Genomic DNA, 14,844 nt, shown 5'->3' on the forward strand with positions numbered 1-14,844 from the left:
GGTTAGGCTTGCCGGAAGAGGGCATTTCCGCTTCCTTGAAGCTGCTGTAGTGTCGGGCTTCGACACCGCATTGTGGTCGAATCGGCCGTGCGATTAGAATGCATTCTCTAATATGAGAATGAGATTACCATCTAGGTCGGGAGAGCACGATGCCGTTGATCGCTTCGGTCGGTACCTATCTGCCGTGCTGGGGTACCGCCGAAAAGCGCGTACCCGGTGACGACGAGGACGCGATCACGCTCGCGGTCGAGGCGGGTCGGGCCGCGATCGCCGCCGGGTCCGGGGTGGAACACGTCGTGCTGGTCAGCCGGGATCTCCCGCTGCTGGAAGGCGGCAATGCCGCGGTGCTGCTGGCGGGACTCGGCTTGGATTCCGAACTCGAGGTGACCGAGCGCCTCGGCGGGGCACCCGCGACCCTGGACGCCCTCGGTTCGGCGCGGCCGCGGACTCTGGTGATCGGCGTCGACCTCGATCCAGCTGGTGCGGCCGCCGCGGTCACGGGCGAACGGGGGTTACAGGTGCGGACCGTGGCGCGCGTCGCACGGAGCCTGCCGGTCCGGGCTCGCTATGCCACCGGCGTCGTGCACGACTACGGCGACCCCCGACTGTTGCGTGAACGTGGACTACTCGGATCGCTGGCCGCGTCCTGGCTCGACACCCCCGTCGCGGTGGCAGGCGTCGATCACGAACAAGCCGCCGACCTGTGTGTGGGCACCCCGCCGCCGCTGCCGACGTTGGGCGCGAGTTCTGGATTGTTCGCCCTGGCGGCGATGGTGCAAGCGGGGCAGGCGGGCCCGCTGGTCGGCGTGGAGCAGGGGAGTCTGTCCGCTGTCACGGTCGCGGCGGGCGTGGTGCCGGTGCATCGACAGGAACCGGAGCCGCGCGGCAAACCCCTGGCCACGTTCGTGCCCGGTGCCGACATCCCGATCTCCCTGGCCGCCTACGAGCGCGCCTTCGAGGCGAAAGTGCGCTGGGCCGCCGGTCGGCACGCCGACACCGACGAACTGGATTTCCCGCCCCGATATCGGGTCGACGACGACGGTGCGCTGCGCACCGACTACACCCTGGTGCCGTTGCCCCGGACCGCCGTCGTCTACACGTCGGTGACGGTGCATGTGCCGGTGCCGGGGCTGAAGACGCCGTATTCGCTGGTCATCGTCGAACTCGACGAGGTCGGTGTGCGCGCGCTGGTGAAGGTGACCAGCGCCGAACCGGGTTCGGTGGCCATCGGCGACCGCGGCCGCATGGTGCTGCGGCGAGTGGCTGTGCGGTCCGGAGTGCCGGACTACGGCTACGCCTTCGAACCGGAAACCCTCGAACGACAGGAGTCGGCAGCATGAGAAGAGTTGCCATCGTCGGCGCCGGAATGACGCCCTTCGCCGAGCATTTCGCGCTCGGTATCAAAGATCTGGTGCCGATGGCCTTCGCCGACTGCGCGCGCAGCATCGACAAGGGCTTGCGCAAGTCCGATATCCAGGCCGCCTGGTTCGGCGAGCTCGGCACCGCCGACGGGTTCGCCTCCGGCATTCTCGCCGACACCCTCGGCCTGCCCGACATCCCGGTGACCCGCGTCGAAAACGCCTGTGCCACTGGGCACGACGCGGTCCGCAACGCCCTGCTCGGCATCGCCTCCGGCGCCATCGACGTCGCCCTGGTGGTCGGCGCGGACAAGCTGCGCGAGTCGGCGTCCAAGGACATGCTGTGGGAATGGGAGGCGATGACCCGCGACATGGCATGGGACTACCCGCTCGGGCTGGTCGCCCCTGCCGGGTTCGCACTGCACGTGGCCAGGTACCTGCACGAATCGCCTGCCACCCGCGAACACATGGCCATGGTCGCGGTGAAGAATCATAAGCACGGTGTACGAAATCTCAAGGCGCGGTTGCGCTTCGAGATCAGCATCGAGGAAGCCCTCGCGGCCCCGACGGTGGTCACCCCGTTCGGACTCTACGATTGCGCGCCGCAGAGCGACGGAGCGGCAGCTCTCGTGCTGGCCGCCGAGGACGTGGTGGATCGCTACACCGACCGCCCGGTGTGGATTCGCGGGGTCGGCCTCGGCATGGATTCGGTGATGCACCAGCACAAGCTGGACATGACGACCTTCCCCGCCACGGTCCGCGCGGCCAAGCAGGCTTTCGGGATGGCTGGGTTGACGCCGTCGGACATCGATGTCGCCGAGGTGCACGACTTCTTCACCGGCATCGAGCTGATGAGCTACGAGGATCTCGGGTTCGCCGACCGGTTCGAGGCCCACAAACTCGTCGAAGCGGGAGTCACCAGCGTCGGCGGCGCACTACCGGTGAATCCCAGCGGCGGCTTGAAGTCGAAGGGGCACCCGCCGGGCGCCACCGGCGTCGCTCAGTGCGTCGAGCTGTTCGAGCAGTTGCGCGGCGACGCGGTGAACCAGGTCGATGGGGCGCGAATCGGCTTGGCGCACTCCATCGGTGGTCCCACCGCGGTGGCGGCTGTGACGATCCTGGCCGGGCCGGACGCTCGAGGCGCCTCTCAGCCGTAGATGATTCGTCCGTCGACGACGGTGGCCGCGATCGGTGGGTTGGGCAGGATCGCGGTCACGTCCTCGGGTGCCACCGCCAACAGCGTCAGATCGGCGACTTCGCCGGGTGCGATGGTGCGCGGCGCGGCCGGCCGTTCGGGTCGGCCGATGAACAGGCTCACCGCCGATCGAAGTGAAAGGCGCTCGGCCACATCGCGACCCGAATCCCGGTCGACGGCGGCGTGGACGAGCCGCCACGGGTCCGCGCCGCCGAACGGGGCGTCGGTGCCCGCGGCCACACCCACCCTCGCCTCCAGCAGGGACCCGAGCCGCCACAGATCCGGACGGTCCTCGACGGGCACCTCCCGTCGGTACTGGTCGCCTCGTTCGACCAGGAAATGTGGCTGGGTCACTACCGGTACCCGGTTCGCACGCAACCACGCCATCGCCTCGACCGGGATGATCGCACCGTGCTCGATGCGATCGCCGAGACGTACGCCCGCGGCGTCGAGGGCGGTCATCGTCAGAATCAGTTGGACCCTGGTCACACAGTGCACGGCCACCGATCGGTCCGCGACGTGGATCTCGCGGATGCGAGCGATGAACTGATCGAGGGTCGGCAGGGCCGTGTCGTCGAGCAGAATCTTGGTCGGCCCCAGGGAGAACCGCAGGATCCCCGGGGCGGTGATGGCGGGCGGTGCCATGCAATGAACTCGTTGCTGAATACGGCCACTGGCCACATCACGGGCGAAATCGTCGATATCGGTTTGCCGCAGGCCGGGGGTAGCGTCGGTGACGCCGGTGATCCCCAGTGCCGCAGCGCGCGCGCTGACCGCGGTGAGATCGACGGGCCGGGTGGCGATCTGGGCACCGAGCCAGGCATCCATCCGCCAGAGTCGGCCGTTGACCCGGCCGTCGAGGTCGCGTTCCACCCCTGGCTGTGTGCAGCGCTCCAGCTCTACCGCTGCGCAGGCAGGCGAATTGAGCGTCCAGAGGGCACCGGAGCGATGTTGGATACGGACCGGCCGCCCCGGGATCAAGCGATCGAGTGCCCACCGGTCCAACTCCCCAGCTGCCGACTCGTGGTAGCCGACGCCGCGGATCCACACTCCCTTCGGCAATGTCGCGTCCGCCTGCCGCAGCCGAGCCGCCAGATCGTCGACGGTGCGGATCGCCAGGGGGTCGAGCTGGATTGAATCGGCGGACGCGGCCAGGGAACGCAGGTGCACATGGTGGTCGTGCAGGCCGGGCAGCAGCCACCCGCCGTCCGCGTCGATGTCGTCCTCGCCGGGAAGCGGTCGTAGCCCGGTTCCACATTGGGTGATCGACCTACCGTGCCACCGAACATCGGTGTGTTCGGTCCCGAATATCCGAGCTCGTCGGATGAGCATCAGGCATCACCCGGCCACAGTGGCGCGGGTGCGGCGACGGTGCTGCGTCGTTGTGTCGGTGCGCATTCCACGATCCACTCGTCGCCGTGTCCGCGGACCGAATGAGGTCCGTGCGTGATCGGCGGCGCGGCCGCGAAAGCCGCCGCCGTGGCTTGCATGGACAGGTCGATCAGCACGCCACCACCGCTGTGGCGTGCGCAGGCCACCGCCAGCGCAGCGCAGACACCCGAGAGCGGATCGGCGATCGCGTCAGCGCAGAAGACCGGCTCGCCCTCGTGGCGCCCGACCAGGCCGCCCGCTACCGCGGCGTCGTCACCGAAGGCCACCCGCATCGGTTCGGATCGGCCGTAGCCGGTGAGGCTCAACCAGATCTGCCCGTCGCGGTGCGGGCGGTCCTCGGGTGCGAGGCCGAGTTGAGCCAACGCCCGTGGGCGGGACGCCTCGAGCACGATGTCGGCTGAATCGAGTAGTTCTCCCAAGGCTTTTCGGCCCGCCTCGGAGCGGAAGTCGATGGTGCGGAATTCGTGTCCGGCGTGCAGCCAGTCGAAGAACCGGGGATCACCGACGCGGGCGCCGTCGGGCCGGTGCGCACCCTCCACCTTGATCACCCGCGCTCCGGCCAGACCGAGTATTCGCGCGCACAGCGGACCCGCCCACATCGATGACAGATCGACAACGACGAGACCACGCAGCGATCGCGCGGCGACCGGTTCGGCGATGCGAGAAACGCGCCATGGCAGCACTTTTCGCGGCATGGTGAGCACAGATGCCGGAACGCCGAGCAATTGCGCTCGTTGTACCAGGTCGGCCGCCGACGACCGTGCTGCTGCCGCCTCGAGCGCGGTCCACGGATCTCCGTCTACGATCCCACCGAGAATCGCGGGGACGGCGTCGATGTCGTCGGGGCGGCTCAGCGTCAGGGCGCACCAGCCGTCGGTGGTACGAAGCAGCCTGCTCGTGCCGTTCGTCGACCTGCGCCCCGCTCGCCGCAGTCCCGCTCGCCGAGCCCTGCCGGTCAACGCGACCGCCGGGTCGAGGTCGACGCGGTCGCCGAGGTCGTCGGTGATCCACGACAGCGCGCGCAGCGCTGCGCGCAGCAGGCTGTAGGCGGGTGCGGGGGACAGGACCGGTGCGGCATCGTGGCCGGTCAGCGCCATCGCACCGGAACCCGCCCAGGCCAGCATCGGGCAGTCCAAGGCGGCGGGAAAGTCGTCGGGGACGGTGTGGGTGGTCAGGGTGTGGATCCACTCGTCCACCACCGCGTGTGGTGTTCGGTTGTCCGCCTGGGGATCTGATCGCACGTCAGCGCTCCGCATCGGCCACCTGATCGATCAGGCCCCAGTGCAGTGCCGTAGAGGCATCGAGTCGCTGTTCGGTCAGCATCAGCCATGCGGCGCGCCAGCGCCCGATCCGCCGCGGCACGCTGACGGTGCCGCCCGCGCCGGGTATCAAGCCCATCCGCACCTCGGGGAAACAGAAGGACGTTTCCGGGGTCGCGGTGACCGTTTTCGCGAAGGCGGCGATTTCGGCACCCGCACCGATGCACGGGCCGTTGGCGCGGACGACGAGACGGTCGGCGATCCGATCGAGCGCCCGCCACGGTGCGTGATCGAGTCGCACCAGATAGGCGGCGACTATGTCTGTCGCCGAGCCGAATTCGGCCAGATCACCACCGCTGCAGAACACGGGGCCCTCGCCGCTGAGTTCGACCGTCGCGATGCTCGGGTCGGCGACTGCCACCTGCGCGGCGGCGAGAAGTTCCTCCCGAAGCCGCGTGCCCAGCGCATTGCGACGCTGCGGGTGATCCAGCACGATCGACAGGTGGTCCGCGCTGCGCCGCAGTCGAACCAGAGGGCGATCGGTAGCGGGTGCGGGCTCGGCGGGTCCGCGCTCGACGAGCCATCGAGCGAATTCGGGGCCGGCGAGCAGCATCGAGTAGGCCGCGGCCTCGGCGGCCAGCGCGGGCGTGGTGTCGCGTTCGATTCTCGCGCGAAGCAGATGGCCGCAGACGAGCGCGGCCCGCGGCGATCGAGCGACAGCGGCACGCAACGACGCAAGGGCGGCATCGATGTTCGCCACGCAGACCACCTCCGAACGGAGGGCCGAGGTCGGACGGTCGGTCAAGGTCAGCGTGGTGGCGGCCAGGACGGGCCCGATGGTCACGGAAGGTGGTCGCCGCAGAACCCCGACGACGAGCGACGTCGACTCCCGGATTCGAGCGGCCGCCGCCAGCACCGACTCGGGGGACGCAGCGCCGAGGTCGTCGAGCTCGAGCACGACGAGCGGCCTGGTAGGCGCTCCTGAATCCGAGAGCGCGAGCCCGTCGTCCAGCAGCGGATCGATCATCGACTGGGCTGCCGGTCGGCGAGGGTGCGTCGGACGTGGAACTTCTGCACCTTGCCGCTCGCGGTCCGTGGGAAGTCCTCGACCTGGTGCAACTCCTCGGGCCACTTCTGTTTGGCGACACCGGCCCGGTCGAAATGTGCCCGCATCTCGTCGATGGTCGGCAGCAGGTGGCCTGTGCGCAGCCGCACTACGGCGGCGGCGTGTTCGCCGAGGCGGGCGTCGGGCGCGGCGACGACGACCGCCTCCGCGATCCCGGGCATGGTCAGCAAGATCTCCTCGACCTCGAGGGCGCTGATGTTCTCGCCGCCGCGAATGATGATGTCGGCCTTGCGATCGGTGATGGTGAGGTATCCGTCCGCGTCGAGTTCGCCGATATCGCCGGTGTGGTACCAGCCGTCGGCGTCGAAGGCCGCGGCGGTCAGGGCGTCGTCGGTGTAGCCGAGGCACAATTCCGGTCCGCGACTGAGGATTTCGCCGTCCTCGGCCAATCGGATCTCCACGCCGGGTAGGACGTTGCCGTCGGTGAACAGGCGTTTGTCCGATGCGGCGGTGACCCGTGACCCGGTGATCGAGGGGTGTTCGGTGCTGCCGTAGGAGCGGAAGACCGTGATGCCGAGATCGTCGAGCCGGCGCGTGACCGCCGCGGGCACCGATGACCCACCCAGGCCCGCGTACTTCATCCGGGGCAGATGCGCGTCGGAGAAATCGGGATGATCGAGCAGGCTGGTGACGAAGTACGTCGCGCCGCCGCCGACGGTGAGTCCGTCGCTGCGCATCAGCGCCAGGACGAGCTTCGGATCCCATACATCGGTCAGATTCACCGGTGACCCGTCTAGCACCGGAATCAGGAAGGCGTTGACCATGCCGATGAAGTGCCCGACGGGGGCCGCGGTGAGTTGTTTACCGCGTTCGGGCGGGTACCAGGCGGCCAGCTGCCGGGTTTCGTGACCGAGGGTCTCGTGGCTGTGCACCACGCCTTTGGGTGCGCTGGTGGTCCCCGAGGTGAAGGCGATCAGCGCGGGGCCCGCCGGATCGGTCGCCAGGAACCCGGGCATCGGGTCATCGGCGAGCAGCTCGTCGAAGTCGCGTCCCACGACGCCGACGATCGGGATGTCGGCGCAGAGATCGGCCTGGTACTCCAGGCGCCCGAACCTGTCGGCCGTGATGAACACCCGTGGCGCGGTCGCCTCGAGAATGTAGGTGAGTTCCTTGCGGCCGTAGAAGTGCACGATGGGCACCACCACAGCGCCGAGGAAGGCCGAGGCCCAGAAGGTCGCCGCGGCCTCCATCCAGTTGGGCAGTTGGAACGCCACGACGTCGCCGGGACCGACTCCGCGAGCACGCAGGCCGGCGGCGAGACGCCGAGCCCGATGCTCGACCTCGCCGAAGGTGCCCGACCAGGGACGCTCGGCCGAGTGCACCCGGAACTCGGTGTCCGGTGCGGCGGCCAGACCGCGCGTGAGCAACTCGCCGATCGGTTCGCCGGTCCACCACCCCTGTGTTCGGTAATGCTCGATCAAGTCGGCGGGAATGCTGCGCACGTGAGACTCCAATGCCCGATCCGAGGTCCTGCGGCGATGATGTTATTCTCTGAAATCAAGAATGACAATCTCGCGATGGGAGAATCTCAGATGGTCGACCTCGAGTTGGATGAGGGTGTCGCGGTCGTCACGATCGATCGACCACAGGCCCGCAACGCCATCGCGCCGAGCACCATGGACGAGCTCGACGACGCGCTCGACAAGGCGAAAGGCGCGCGCGCCCTGGTCATTCGAGGGGCCGGTGACCGCGCGTTCGTCTCCGGCGGCGACCTGAAAGAACTGAGCGCGCTGCGCACCGAGGAACAGGCCGCTGCGATGGCGTGGCGGATGCGGTCGATTTGCGACCGGTTGGCGAATTTCCCCGCCCCGGTGATCGCCGCGCTGAACGGGCACGCGCTCGGCGGCGGTGCCGAAGTCGCTGTCGCCGCGGACATCCGGATCGCCGCCGACGACATCAAGATCGGATTCAACCAGTCCGCCCTGGCGATCATGCCCGCCTGGGGTGGGGCCGAGCGGCTCGCCGCCCTGGTCGGCAAGAGTCGGGCATTGCTGCTCGCGGGTGCAGGGACCATTCTCGAGGTGGCCGAGGCCGAGCGACTCGGGCTGGTGGACCGGGTACTGCCACGGGCCGATTTCGAGGCGGGCTGGCGTGCGGCGGCCCGTTCGCTGGCGACTGCGCAGGCCGGCGAGATCAAGCGAGTCGTCGCCGGGGTGTCGGCGCAGGAGGCCGTCGACGCCTTCGCGCGGTTGTGGGTGGCCGATGAGCACTGGGTCGCCGCCGACGCGGTGCTCACCCGCCGGACCACTTAGCCCGCGATCACCCGTCGGCGGGCAGAAACGGAACAAGCGCCGCCTCGGCGGGCACCGCGAACGAGTTCAGGGCCATCGCGAGCATCGTGTACGTGCCGACGACGAACACCAGATCCATCAGCTGGTGTTCGTCGAACTCGGTCGCCAGGGCGTTCCAGGTGTCGTCGCGCACCACGCCGTCGGCGAGCAGTTCGTCGACGGCGGTGAGCAACCGCCGATCGGTCGCCGACCACCCCGGTGCGGCCGGGCCCTCCGAGATCCGGGTGATCTCCTCGGGTCCCAGACCCGCGCCCGCGGCCAGGATCACGTGCTGTGCCCACTCGTAGCCGCACCGCCGGACCGCCGCCACCCGGAGCACGAGCAGCTCCCGCTGCCGGGCCGTGAGAGTGGAGCCGGACAGGAAATGGCCGGTGAAGGTCAAGAACGGTTTCGCCAGCGCCGGGTACCTGGCCAAGGTGCCCAGGAGATTGGCGCCGCTCTGGCGGCCGCCGGACGGCTCGGCCCCGGTGGCGGCGGCGCTGCGGAATCCGGCCAGGAAGGTAGTCATCTCGGTGGACCATTCCGCCGTCGGAAGAGGCGAGATGCGTGGCTGCGCGGGATCGTCCGTCGCGGTCATGTGTTGCGCCCGCCGTTGACGCCGATGACCTGGCCGGTGAGATAGCCTGCTTCTTCGCTGACCAGGAACGCGCAGGTGGCGGCGACATCGGCGGGAGTGCCGATCCGGCCGACCGGGGTGCGCGCGATCTGGGCGTCGACGTCGATGAACCCGCGCTCCTCCGTCCGGCGCAGCATCGGTGTGTCGATGAATCCCGGCGGGATGGTGTTCACCGTGATCCCCCGCTTGGCGAATTCGAGCGCCAACACCTTGGTCAGGCCGACCACGCCCGACTTCGCCGAGACATAGCCCGCCAAACCGGCTGCGCCACTGTGGATACTCGACGACGAGATGTTGACGATGCGGCCCCAGCCCTGCTCGATCATGTCCGGGATCACCGCCTGACAGCAGTCGAACGTCCCGGTGAGATTGATCGCCAGGGCCCGGCTCCAGGCCGCCGCGGTGATGTCGAGGAACGGGCCGTCGAGGGTCAGTCCGGCGCTGTTCACCAACACCGTCGGGCGGCCGAGGCGGGCGCGTACTTCGGCGAGACCGGCATCGATGGCCGTGCGGTCGGTGACATCGACGGTCAGGCCGATGGCCTTGCCCCCGACGTTCTCGATCTCCGCCGCTGCCGCCTCGGCCGCGGCACCATCGATGTCGAAGATGGCGACGAGCGCGCCGTCCGCGGCCAGCCGGGTGCTGATCGCACCGCCGATCCCGGAGGCGCCGCCGGTGACAACGGCTGTGCGAGAACTCATTTGATCGCCTCCTCGCCCCGCAGGGTGGTGCGGTGCATCCGGCGAGGTTCGCGCCGGTCGAAGGCGCAGGCCCGGTGGACCAGGCCGCGGTTGTCCCAGATCACCAGGTCGCCGACCGACCAGGCATGGCGCAGCACACGATCCGGGGCCGTGGCTCGCTCCTGGAGTTCGGCCAGCAACGATCGGCCCGCTTCGGTGTCCATGCCGAGAACGTGCGAGGCGGTCGCCCCGAAAACCAGTGAGCGACGCCCTGTTTCGTGCTCCCACACCAGCGGATGTTCGCGGACCGTCCGCGAAGCCCACTCGCTCAGCTGTTCCGCGGTGGGGTCCGGGTAGGTCAGCCGCTGAATGGCCTCGAAGGTATGGATCACCCGCAGCTGGGCGAAATCACGCTTCTCGGTATCGGAGAGGTTGTCGTAGGCGGCGTAGGTGCTGGCGAACTCCGTTTCGCCGCCCTCGGTGGCGATCACGTGGGCACTGAGCATCGACGCCTTCGCCGGGATGGCGTCCAGCGCCCCGTCCAGGTGCCAGAAATCGTTGCTGGCGAAGTACTCGGCATTCGGATTGTCCGGGTCGAAACTGATCTGCATGACATCGGGATTCGCGTAGAGCGGGAACTGCACCAGCTCGCCCAGGCGGCGCCCGAACGCCGCCTGCGCCTCGTCGCCGATGTGCAGTTCGCGAAACAGCAGGACGCCGTGCTCTTCGAGCGCCGCCATGCACGCCGCGGGGATATCGGGGTCGGTCAACAGCCGGTTGATGTCGGCGTCGAGCACTTCGACGCCGACCGTGTCGCTCAGCTTCTTCGTGGCAAGGGTTGGCATCGCGCTCCTCATTCTTCCGGCGGTGCGTACCCGAGTACGCCCTTGATCTCGAGGTAGTCGTGGAAGCCGAATTCGCCCCATTCGCGACCGTTGCCGCTCTTCTTGTAGCCGCCGAAGGGGACCTCGAAGTCGAACCCGTCGTTGATCGAGACCGACCCCGCTCTGATCCGGCGGGCCACCGCACGCGCCCGCGCCAGGTCGGTGCCTGCGACGAAGCCGGCCAGCCCGTAGTCGGTGTCGTTGGCGATGTCGACGGCGTGATCGAGATCGTCGTAGCCCAGGATCGTCAGAACCGGCCCGAAGATCTCCTCGCGGGCGATGGTCATGTCGTTGGTGACCTCGGCGAAGACCGTTGGCCGCACGAAGTAGCCGGTGCTCAGGCCCTCCGGCCGCCCCGGCCCGCCCGCCACCAGTGTCGCGCCTTCGCCGATGCCCTTCTGGATCAGCGCCTGGATCTTGTCGAACTGCGCGCCGGACACCACAGGGCCGATGGCGAAATCGCCCAGTGGATCACCGACGGTGACCCCCTCGGCCGCGCCACGGGCGACCTCGATCGCCTCGGCCATCCGCGAATGTGGCACCAGCATGCGCGAGGGCGCGCTACAGGTCTGGCCCGAGTTGAGCATCATGCTCACCACGCCCTTGCCGACGTTCTCGGCGAAGGCGTCGTCGTCGAGAATGATGTTGGGGCTCTTGCCGCCGAGCTCCTGGGTGACCCGTTTGACCCCGGCCGCCGCGTTGCGCGCGATGTCGATGCCCGCCCTGACCGACCCGGTGAAGGAGACCATGTCGACGTCGGGATGACTCGTCAGCGGCACGCCGACGGCGAGGCCGTCGCCCTGCACCAGATTGAACACCCCGGCGGGAACGCCTGCGGCATCGAGGATCTCGGCAAAGATCTGCCCCGTGAACGGTGACAGTTCCGAGGGCTTGAGCACCATCGTGCAGCCGGTGGCCAGCGCCGGGAACACCTTCACCGCGATCAGGTTCAGCGGCCAATTCCAGGGGGTGATCAGCGCGCACACCCCGATCGGCTCCTTGACGATCAGTGAGGCGCCGCGCTGTTCGTCGAAGCGGAACCGTTCGAGGATCTCGATCGCGGTGCTCAGCTGGCCCGCCCCCAGATCCACCTGGAATCCGTTGGCCAGGGCGGCCGGTGCCCCCAATTCCTCGATCAGCGCCGCCCCGAGGTCGGGGGCGCGCTTCTGATATTCGGCGAGGACGGCGCGCAACAGCGCGATCCGTTGCGCGGGATCGGTGCTCGACCAGCCGGGGAAGGCGGCGCGCGCGGCGGCGACCGCGCGATCCACATCTGCCGCCGTGCCGACGGCCACGGTGCCGCACACCTGTTCGGTGGCCGGGTTCACCACGTCGATGGTGCCTGGCTCGGCGGGGTCGATCCACTGTCCGTCGATATAGAACGTCAGATATTCACGCATGATTTCCTCACTGAGTTCCTTCCGCATACCAGGTGCGGAATTCGTCATAACTCGGCATTTCTTCCGAATTCGCCTTGGGGTCGACCGCGACATGGATGACGCCAGGTCGTCCGCTGGCGTAGGCGCGTTTGATGGCGGGGGCGATGTCCTCGTCGCGTTCGACATATTCGCCGTAGCAACCGAAACCCTCGGCGACCTTGTCCAAGCGGGTGTTCGTGCTCCAGTGGACGCCGGTCTCGAGCGAGCCCTGTCCATAGGTGCGCTTGTAGACGCCGACCTCGAGCCCCCACGCGTAGTCGACCGCGACCACGCAGACCAGCGGAAGGTTCAGCCGTGCCGCGGTTTCCAGTTCGGCGATGTGGAACTGGAACGAGGAATCGCCGGTGATCAGCATCAGCGGCCGTTTCCCGCCGTCGGCCACACCGGCGCCGACGGCGTAGGGCAGGCCGGTGCCCAGATGCCCGAAGTTCTGATTCCACATCACGTCATGGGGTTTGGCCTGGGAGTAGGTCCAGCCGAAGATGGTGGTCGCGCCGCCGTCGCGCACCATGATGCCGTCGGCCGGGAACGACTTCGTCGCTTCCACGATCAGCCGCGCCGGGTGCACCGGCGACATCCCCGACGGCGCGGTCTCGGCCAGTTCGGCGAGCTGGGCCGCGTCCTGTTCGATCCAGCCCGCGAGCTCGGGAGTGGGGGTGCGCGGGGTGTCGCGCAGTGCCTCGACCAGCTGCGGGACGATCGCGCGCAGGTCGCCGACCAGCGGCACGTCCACCGACCGGTTCACCCCGATGGCCTCGGGGTCCTGCTCGACGAGGATCCACTTGCGGTTGGCCTCGTTGGCGACCCAGTGCCTGCCGCGACCGTAGTGCACCGGCTCGCCCAATTCGGTGCCGATGGCCAGGCACAGATCGGATTTCACCACCGCGTCGATCGCCGCCGCCGAGAAACCGTACGGGAAGGTGCGGTCCTCGAGCCCGGGGATGAAGGAGGTGCCGCCCGAGGTCTGGATGACCGGGCAAGCCATGGCCTCGGCGAGCGCGCGGACCGACGCGCCCGCGCGCGTGGTGTGCACGCCATGCCCCACGAGCAGCACGGGCTGGCTCGCCGCCCTGATGTACTCGACCGCCTCGGCGATCCGGTCCGGACCCGCTGTCTGCCCGACCAGGCGATAGGCCGAGGGCGCCAGCGCGGGCGCGACGTCGAGTTCTTCCTGGATCACGTGCGAGGGGTACTCGATGTACACCGGGCCCGGGGTGCCCGCGAGCGCCTTGCGCAGACCCTCGCGGATGACCTCGTCGGTCTGGTCGGCGTATTCGATACTGGCGCAATACTTCACCGACGGTTCGAACAGCGCGGCCTGCTTGACGAACTGGATACGGCCGCGCCGCACCCGCTGCTCGGTGATCCGCGCGCGCTGCCCGCCGAGGAAGATCACCGGCGAGTTCTCGACCTTGGCGCACATCATCGCGCCGGCCAGGTTGGCGACGCCGGGGCCGAGCGTGCCGATGCACACCGCGGCTTTTCCGGTCATCCGGGAGACGGCCTCGGCCATGAAACCGGCGGACTCCTCGTGGTGCGGGGCCACCACCTGCCAACCGCGTTCTTCGGCGAGGTGGAACATGTGCACGAAGTTCGGATCGGGAATGCCGAAGAGGGTGTTGATGCCTTCGGCCTCGAAGAGTTGCAGAATGCGTTCGTAGACTTTAACCGACATGCGTGCTGCCCTCCATGGCTGTCGCGAAGCTCTTGGTGATGTGGTCGAGATGGCCGGAGGGAACCACCGGCAGGATCCACGGGTTCTCGGTCGCGCGGATCTCGTCGATCCGTGCGCCCACCTCCTCGATCGACCAGGACGGTTGATACACCCCGGGGGTCTCGGCGATGAACGCTCGCGCCACCCGTCCGGCGATCGACACCAGCATTTCGCCGGTGATCGAACAGGATTCGTGCGCGAGCCACCCCACCACCGGCGCCGCCAGCTCCGGGTCCATGGGCGGGTAGGCCGAGGTGTCGATGCCCTCGGCGAGGCGGGTGAGCGCGGCGGGAACGATCACGTTGCAGCGGACGCCGTGCTCGGCGCCCTCGAGCGCGACCACGTTCGACAGTCCGATCAGACCTGCCTTGGCCGCGCCGTAGTTGGCGACCCGGTGGTTGCCGTACAGCCCGCCGATCGACGAGGTGAGGACCACCCGGCCGTATCCGGCGGCGCACATCAGCGGGAAGGCGGGCCGCACCACATGGAACGCGCCGCGCAGGTGGACATCGAGCACGGCGTCGAAGTCCTCGTAGGTCATCTCCGAGAGTGGCGCGTACCGGTTGTTGCCCGCATTGTGGACGATGATGTCGATCCGGCCGAAGGCGTCGAGCGCGGTCCGCACGATCGCCTGACCGCCCTGCGCGGTCGCCACCGAATCGGTGCAGGCCACCGCCGTACCGCCGGCGTCGGTGATCTCGCGGACCACTGTCTCGGCGACTCCGGCGTCGCCGCTGTCGCCGCTGATGGTGCTGCCGGGGTCGTTGACGACGACCCGGGCCCCCTTCGCGGCGAGCAGCAACGCGTAGGCGCGGCCCAATCCTCTTCCGGCGCCGGTGATCACGGCGACTCTGCCCTCGAAACCGGGTTCAGACATGGTGCGCTCCGTT

13 protein-coding genes are annotated in these 14,844 nt (G+C 68.6%); 3 read left to right on the forward strand and 10 right to left on the reverse strand.

What is annotated here, in order from left to right:
- Positions 1-149: 149 nt before the first annotated feature.
- Entirely contained in the window at positions 150-1,340 is a 1,191-nt protein-coding gene (locus tag NS1_RS00880; protein WP_062980617.1) for a Zn-ribbon domain-containing OB-fold protein, read from the forward strand.
- Positions 1,337-2,515, forward strand: a complete 1,179-nt coding sequence (locus tag NS1_RS00885) for a thiolase C-terminal domain-containing protein (RefSeq protein ID WP_062980619.1) — start codon at positions 1,337-1,339, stop codon at positions 2,513-2,515. Before NS1_RS00880 ends, NS1_RS00885 begins: the two co-directional genes overlap by 4 nt.
- Here NS1_RS00885 and NS1_RS00890 read toward each other — a convergent pair.
- From NS1_RS00890 to NS1_RS00905, 4 genes are read right to left on the reverse strand one after another with little or no spacing between them, the layout of a single operon-like run.
- A complete protein-coding gene (locus NS1_RS00890; protein WP_062980621.1) occupies positions 2,506-3,885 on the reverse strand; it encodes an amidohydrolase family protein in 1,380 nt (459 codons plus the stop codon). The genes NS1_RS00885 and NS1_RS00890 overlap by 10 nt on opposite strands.
- On the reverse strand, positions 3,885-5,186 hold the full coding sequence (locus NS1_RS00895) for a CoA transferase (RefSeq protein WP_062980624.1): 1,302 nt from the start codon (positions 5,184-5,186) through the stop codon (positions 3,885-3,887). The genes NS1_RS00890 and NS1_RS00895 overlap by 1 nt, the downstream gene beginning before the upstream one ends.
- Position 5,187: 1 nt before the next feature.
- Entirely contained in the window at positions 5,188-6,231 is a 1,044-nt protein-coding gene (locus tag NS1_RS00900; RefSeq protein ID WP_062980626.1) for an enoyl-CoA hydratase/isomerase family protein, read from the reverse strand.
- The gene (locus NS1_RS00905; RefSeq protein WP_056809174.1) at positions 6,228-7,772 is read right to left on the reverse strand and encodes an AMP-binding protein; all 1,545 of its coding nucleotides are present in this window, start codon (positions 7,770-7,772) and stop codon (positions 6,228-6,230) included. The genes NS1_RS00900 and NS1_RS00905 overlap by 4 nt, the downstream gene beginning before the upstream one ends.
- 90 nt (positions 7,773-7,862) lie before the next feature.
- Between NS1_RS00905 and NS1_RS00910 the strand changes: the two genes are divergently transcribed.
- On the forward strand, positions 7,863-8,582 hold the full coding sequence (locus NS1_RS00910) for an enoyl-CoA hydratase/isomerase family protein (RefSeq protein ID WP_082843938.1): 720 nt from the start codon (positions 7,863-7,865) through the stop codon (positions 8,580-8,582).
- 7 nt (positions 8,583-8,589) lie between these two features.
- Here the strand turns inward: NS1_RS00910 and NS1_RS00915 are convergent, their stop codons facing one another.
- From NS1_RS00915 to NS1_RS00940, 6 genes are read right to left on the reverse strand one after another with little or no spacing between them, the layout of a single operon-like run.
- Positions 8,590-9,198 (reverse strand): carboxymuconolactone decarboxylase family protein, encoded by a 609-nt coding sequence (locus NS1_RS00915; RefSeq protein WP_062980628.1) that lies wholly within the window; start codon positions 9,196-9,198, stop codon positions 8,590-8,592.
- A complete protein-coding gene (locus tag NS1_RS00920) occupies positions 9,195-9,938 on the reverse strand; it encodes an SDR family NAD(P)-dependent oxidoreductase (protein WP_062980630.1) in 744 nt (247 codons plus the stop codon). Before NS1_RS00920 ends, NS1_RS00915 begins: the two co-directional genes overlap by 4 nt.
- Complete coding sequence (locus tag NS1_RS00925; RefSeq protein ID WP_062980632.1) at positions 9,935-10,762, reverse strand: TauD/TfdA dioxygenase family protein; 828 nt, start codon at positions 10,760-10,762, stop codon at positions 9,935-9,937. Before NS1_RS00925 ends, NS1_RS00920 begins: the two co-directional genes overlap by 4 nt.
- 8 nt (positions 10,763-10,770) lie before the next feature.
- Complete coding sequence (locus NS1_RS00930) at positions 10,771-12,201, reverse strand: aldehyde dehydrogenase family protein (protein ID WP_062981412.1); 1,431 nt, start codon at positions 12,199-12,201, stop codon at positions 10,771-10,773.
- 7 nt (positions 12,202-12,208) lie between these two features.
- Positions 12,209-13,915 (reverse strand): thiamine pyrophosphate-binding protein, encoded by a 1,707-nt coding sequence (locus tag NS1_RS00935; protein WP_062980634.1) that lies wholly within the window; start codon positions 13,913-13,915, stop codon positions 12,209-12,211.
- The gene (locus tag NS1_RS00940; RefSeq protein ID WP_062980636.1) at positions 13,905-14,831 is read right to left on the reverse strand and encodes an SDR family NAD(P)-dependent oxidoreductase; all 927 of its coding nucleotides are present in this window, start codon (positions 14,829-14,831) and stop codon (positions 13,905-13,907) included. The genes NS1_RS00935 and NS1_RS00940 overlap by 11 nt, the downstream gene beginning before the upstream one ends.
- Positions 14,832-14,844: the final 13 nt, after the last annotated feature.

This window comes from Nocardia salmonicida NBRC 13393 (genome assembly GCF_001613085.1).
GTDB classification, from domain to species: Bacteria; Actinomycetota; Actinomycetes; order Mycobacteriales; family Mycobacteriaceae; genus Nocardia; species Nocardia salmonicida.

What these genes read in the sequence shown, in the direction of transcription:
- NS1_RS00880 (WP_062980617.1), top strand. Translation starts at nt 150, where the DNA reads ATGCCGTTGATCGCTTCGGTCGGTACCTATCTGCCGTGCTGGGGTACC.
- NS1_RS00885 (WP_062980619.1), top strand. Translation starts at nt 1,337, where the DNA reads ATGAGAAGAGTTGCCATCGTCGGCGCCGGAATGACGCCCTTCGCCGAG.
- NS1_RS00890 (WP_062980621.1), bottom strand. Translation starts at nt 3,885, where the DNA reads ATGCTCATCCGACGAGCTCGGATATTCGGGACCGAACACACCGATGTT.
- NS1_RS00900 (WP_062980626.1), bottom strand. Translation starts at nt 6,231, where the DNA reads ATGATCGATCCGCTGCTGGACGACGGGCTCGCGCTCTCGGATTCAGGA.
- NS1_RS00910 (WP_082843938.1), top strand. Translation starts at nt 7,863, where the DNA reads ATGGTCGACCTCGAGTTGGATGAGGGTGTCGCGGTCGTCACGATCGAT.
- NS1_RS00915 (WP_062980628.1), bottom strand. Translation starts at nt 9,198, where the DNA reads ATGACCGCGACGGACGATCCCGCGCAGCCACGCATCTCGCCTCTTCCG.
- NS1_RS00920 (WP_062980630.1), bottom strand. Translation starts at nt 9,938, where the DNA reads ATGAGTTCTCGCACAGCCGTTGTCACCGGCGGCGCCTCCGGGATCGGC.
- NS1_RS00925 (WP_062980632.1), bottom strand. Translation starts at nt 10,762, where the DNA reads ATGCCAACCCTTGCCACGAAGAAGCTGAGCGACACGGTCGGCGTCGAA.
- NS1_RS00930 (WP_062981412.1), bottom strand. Translation starts at nt 12,201, where the DNA reads ATGCGTGAATATCTGACGTTCTATATCGACGGACAGTGGATCGACCCC.
- NS1_RS00935 (WP_062980634.1), bottom strand. Translation starts at nt 13,915, where the DNA reads ATGTCGGTTAAAGTCTACGAACGCATTCTGCAACTCTTCGAGGCCGAA.
- NS1_RS00940 (WP_062980636.1), bottom strand. Translation starts at nt 14,831, where the DNA reads ATGTCTGAACCCGGTTTCGAGGGCAGAGTCGCCGTGATCACCGGCGCC.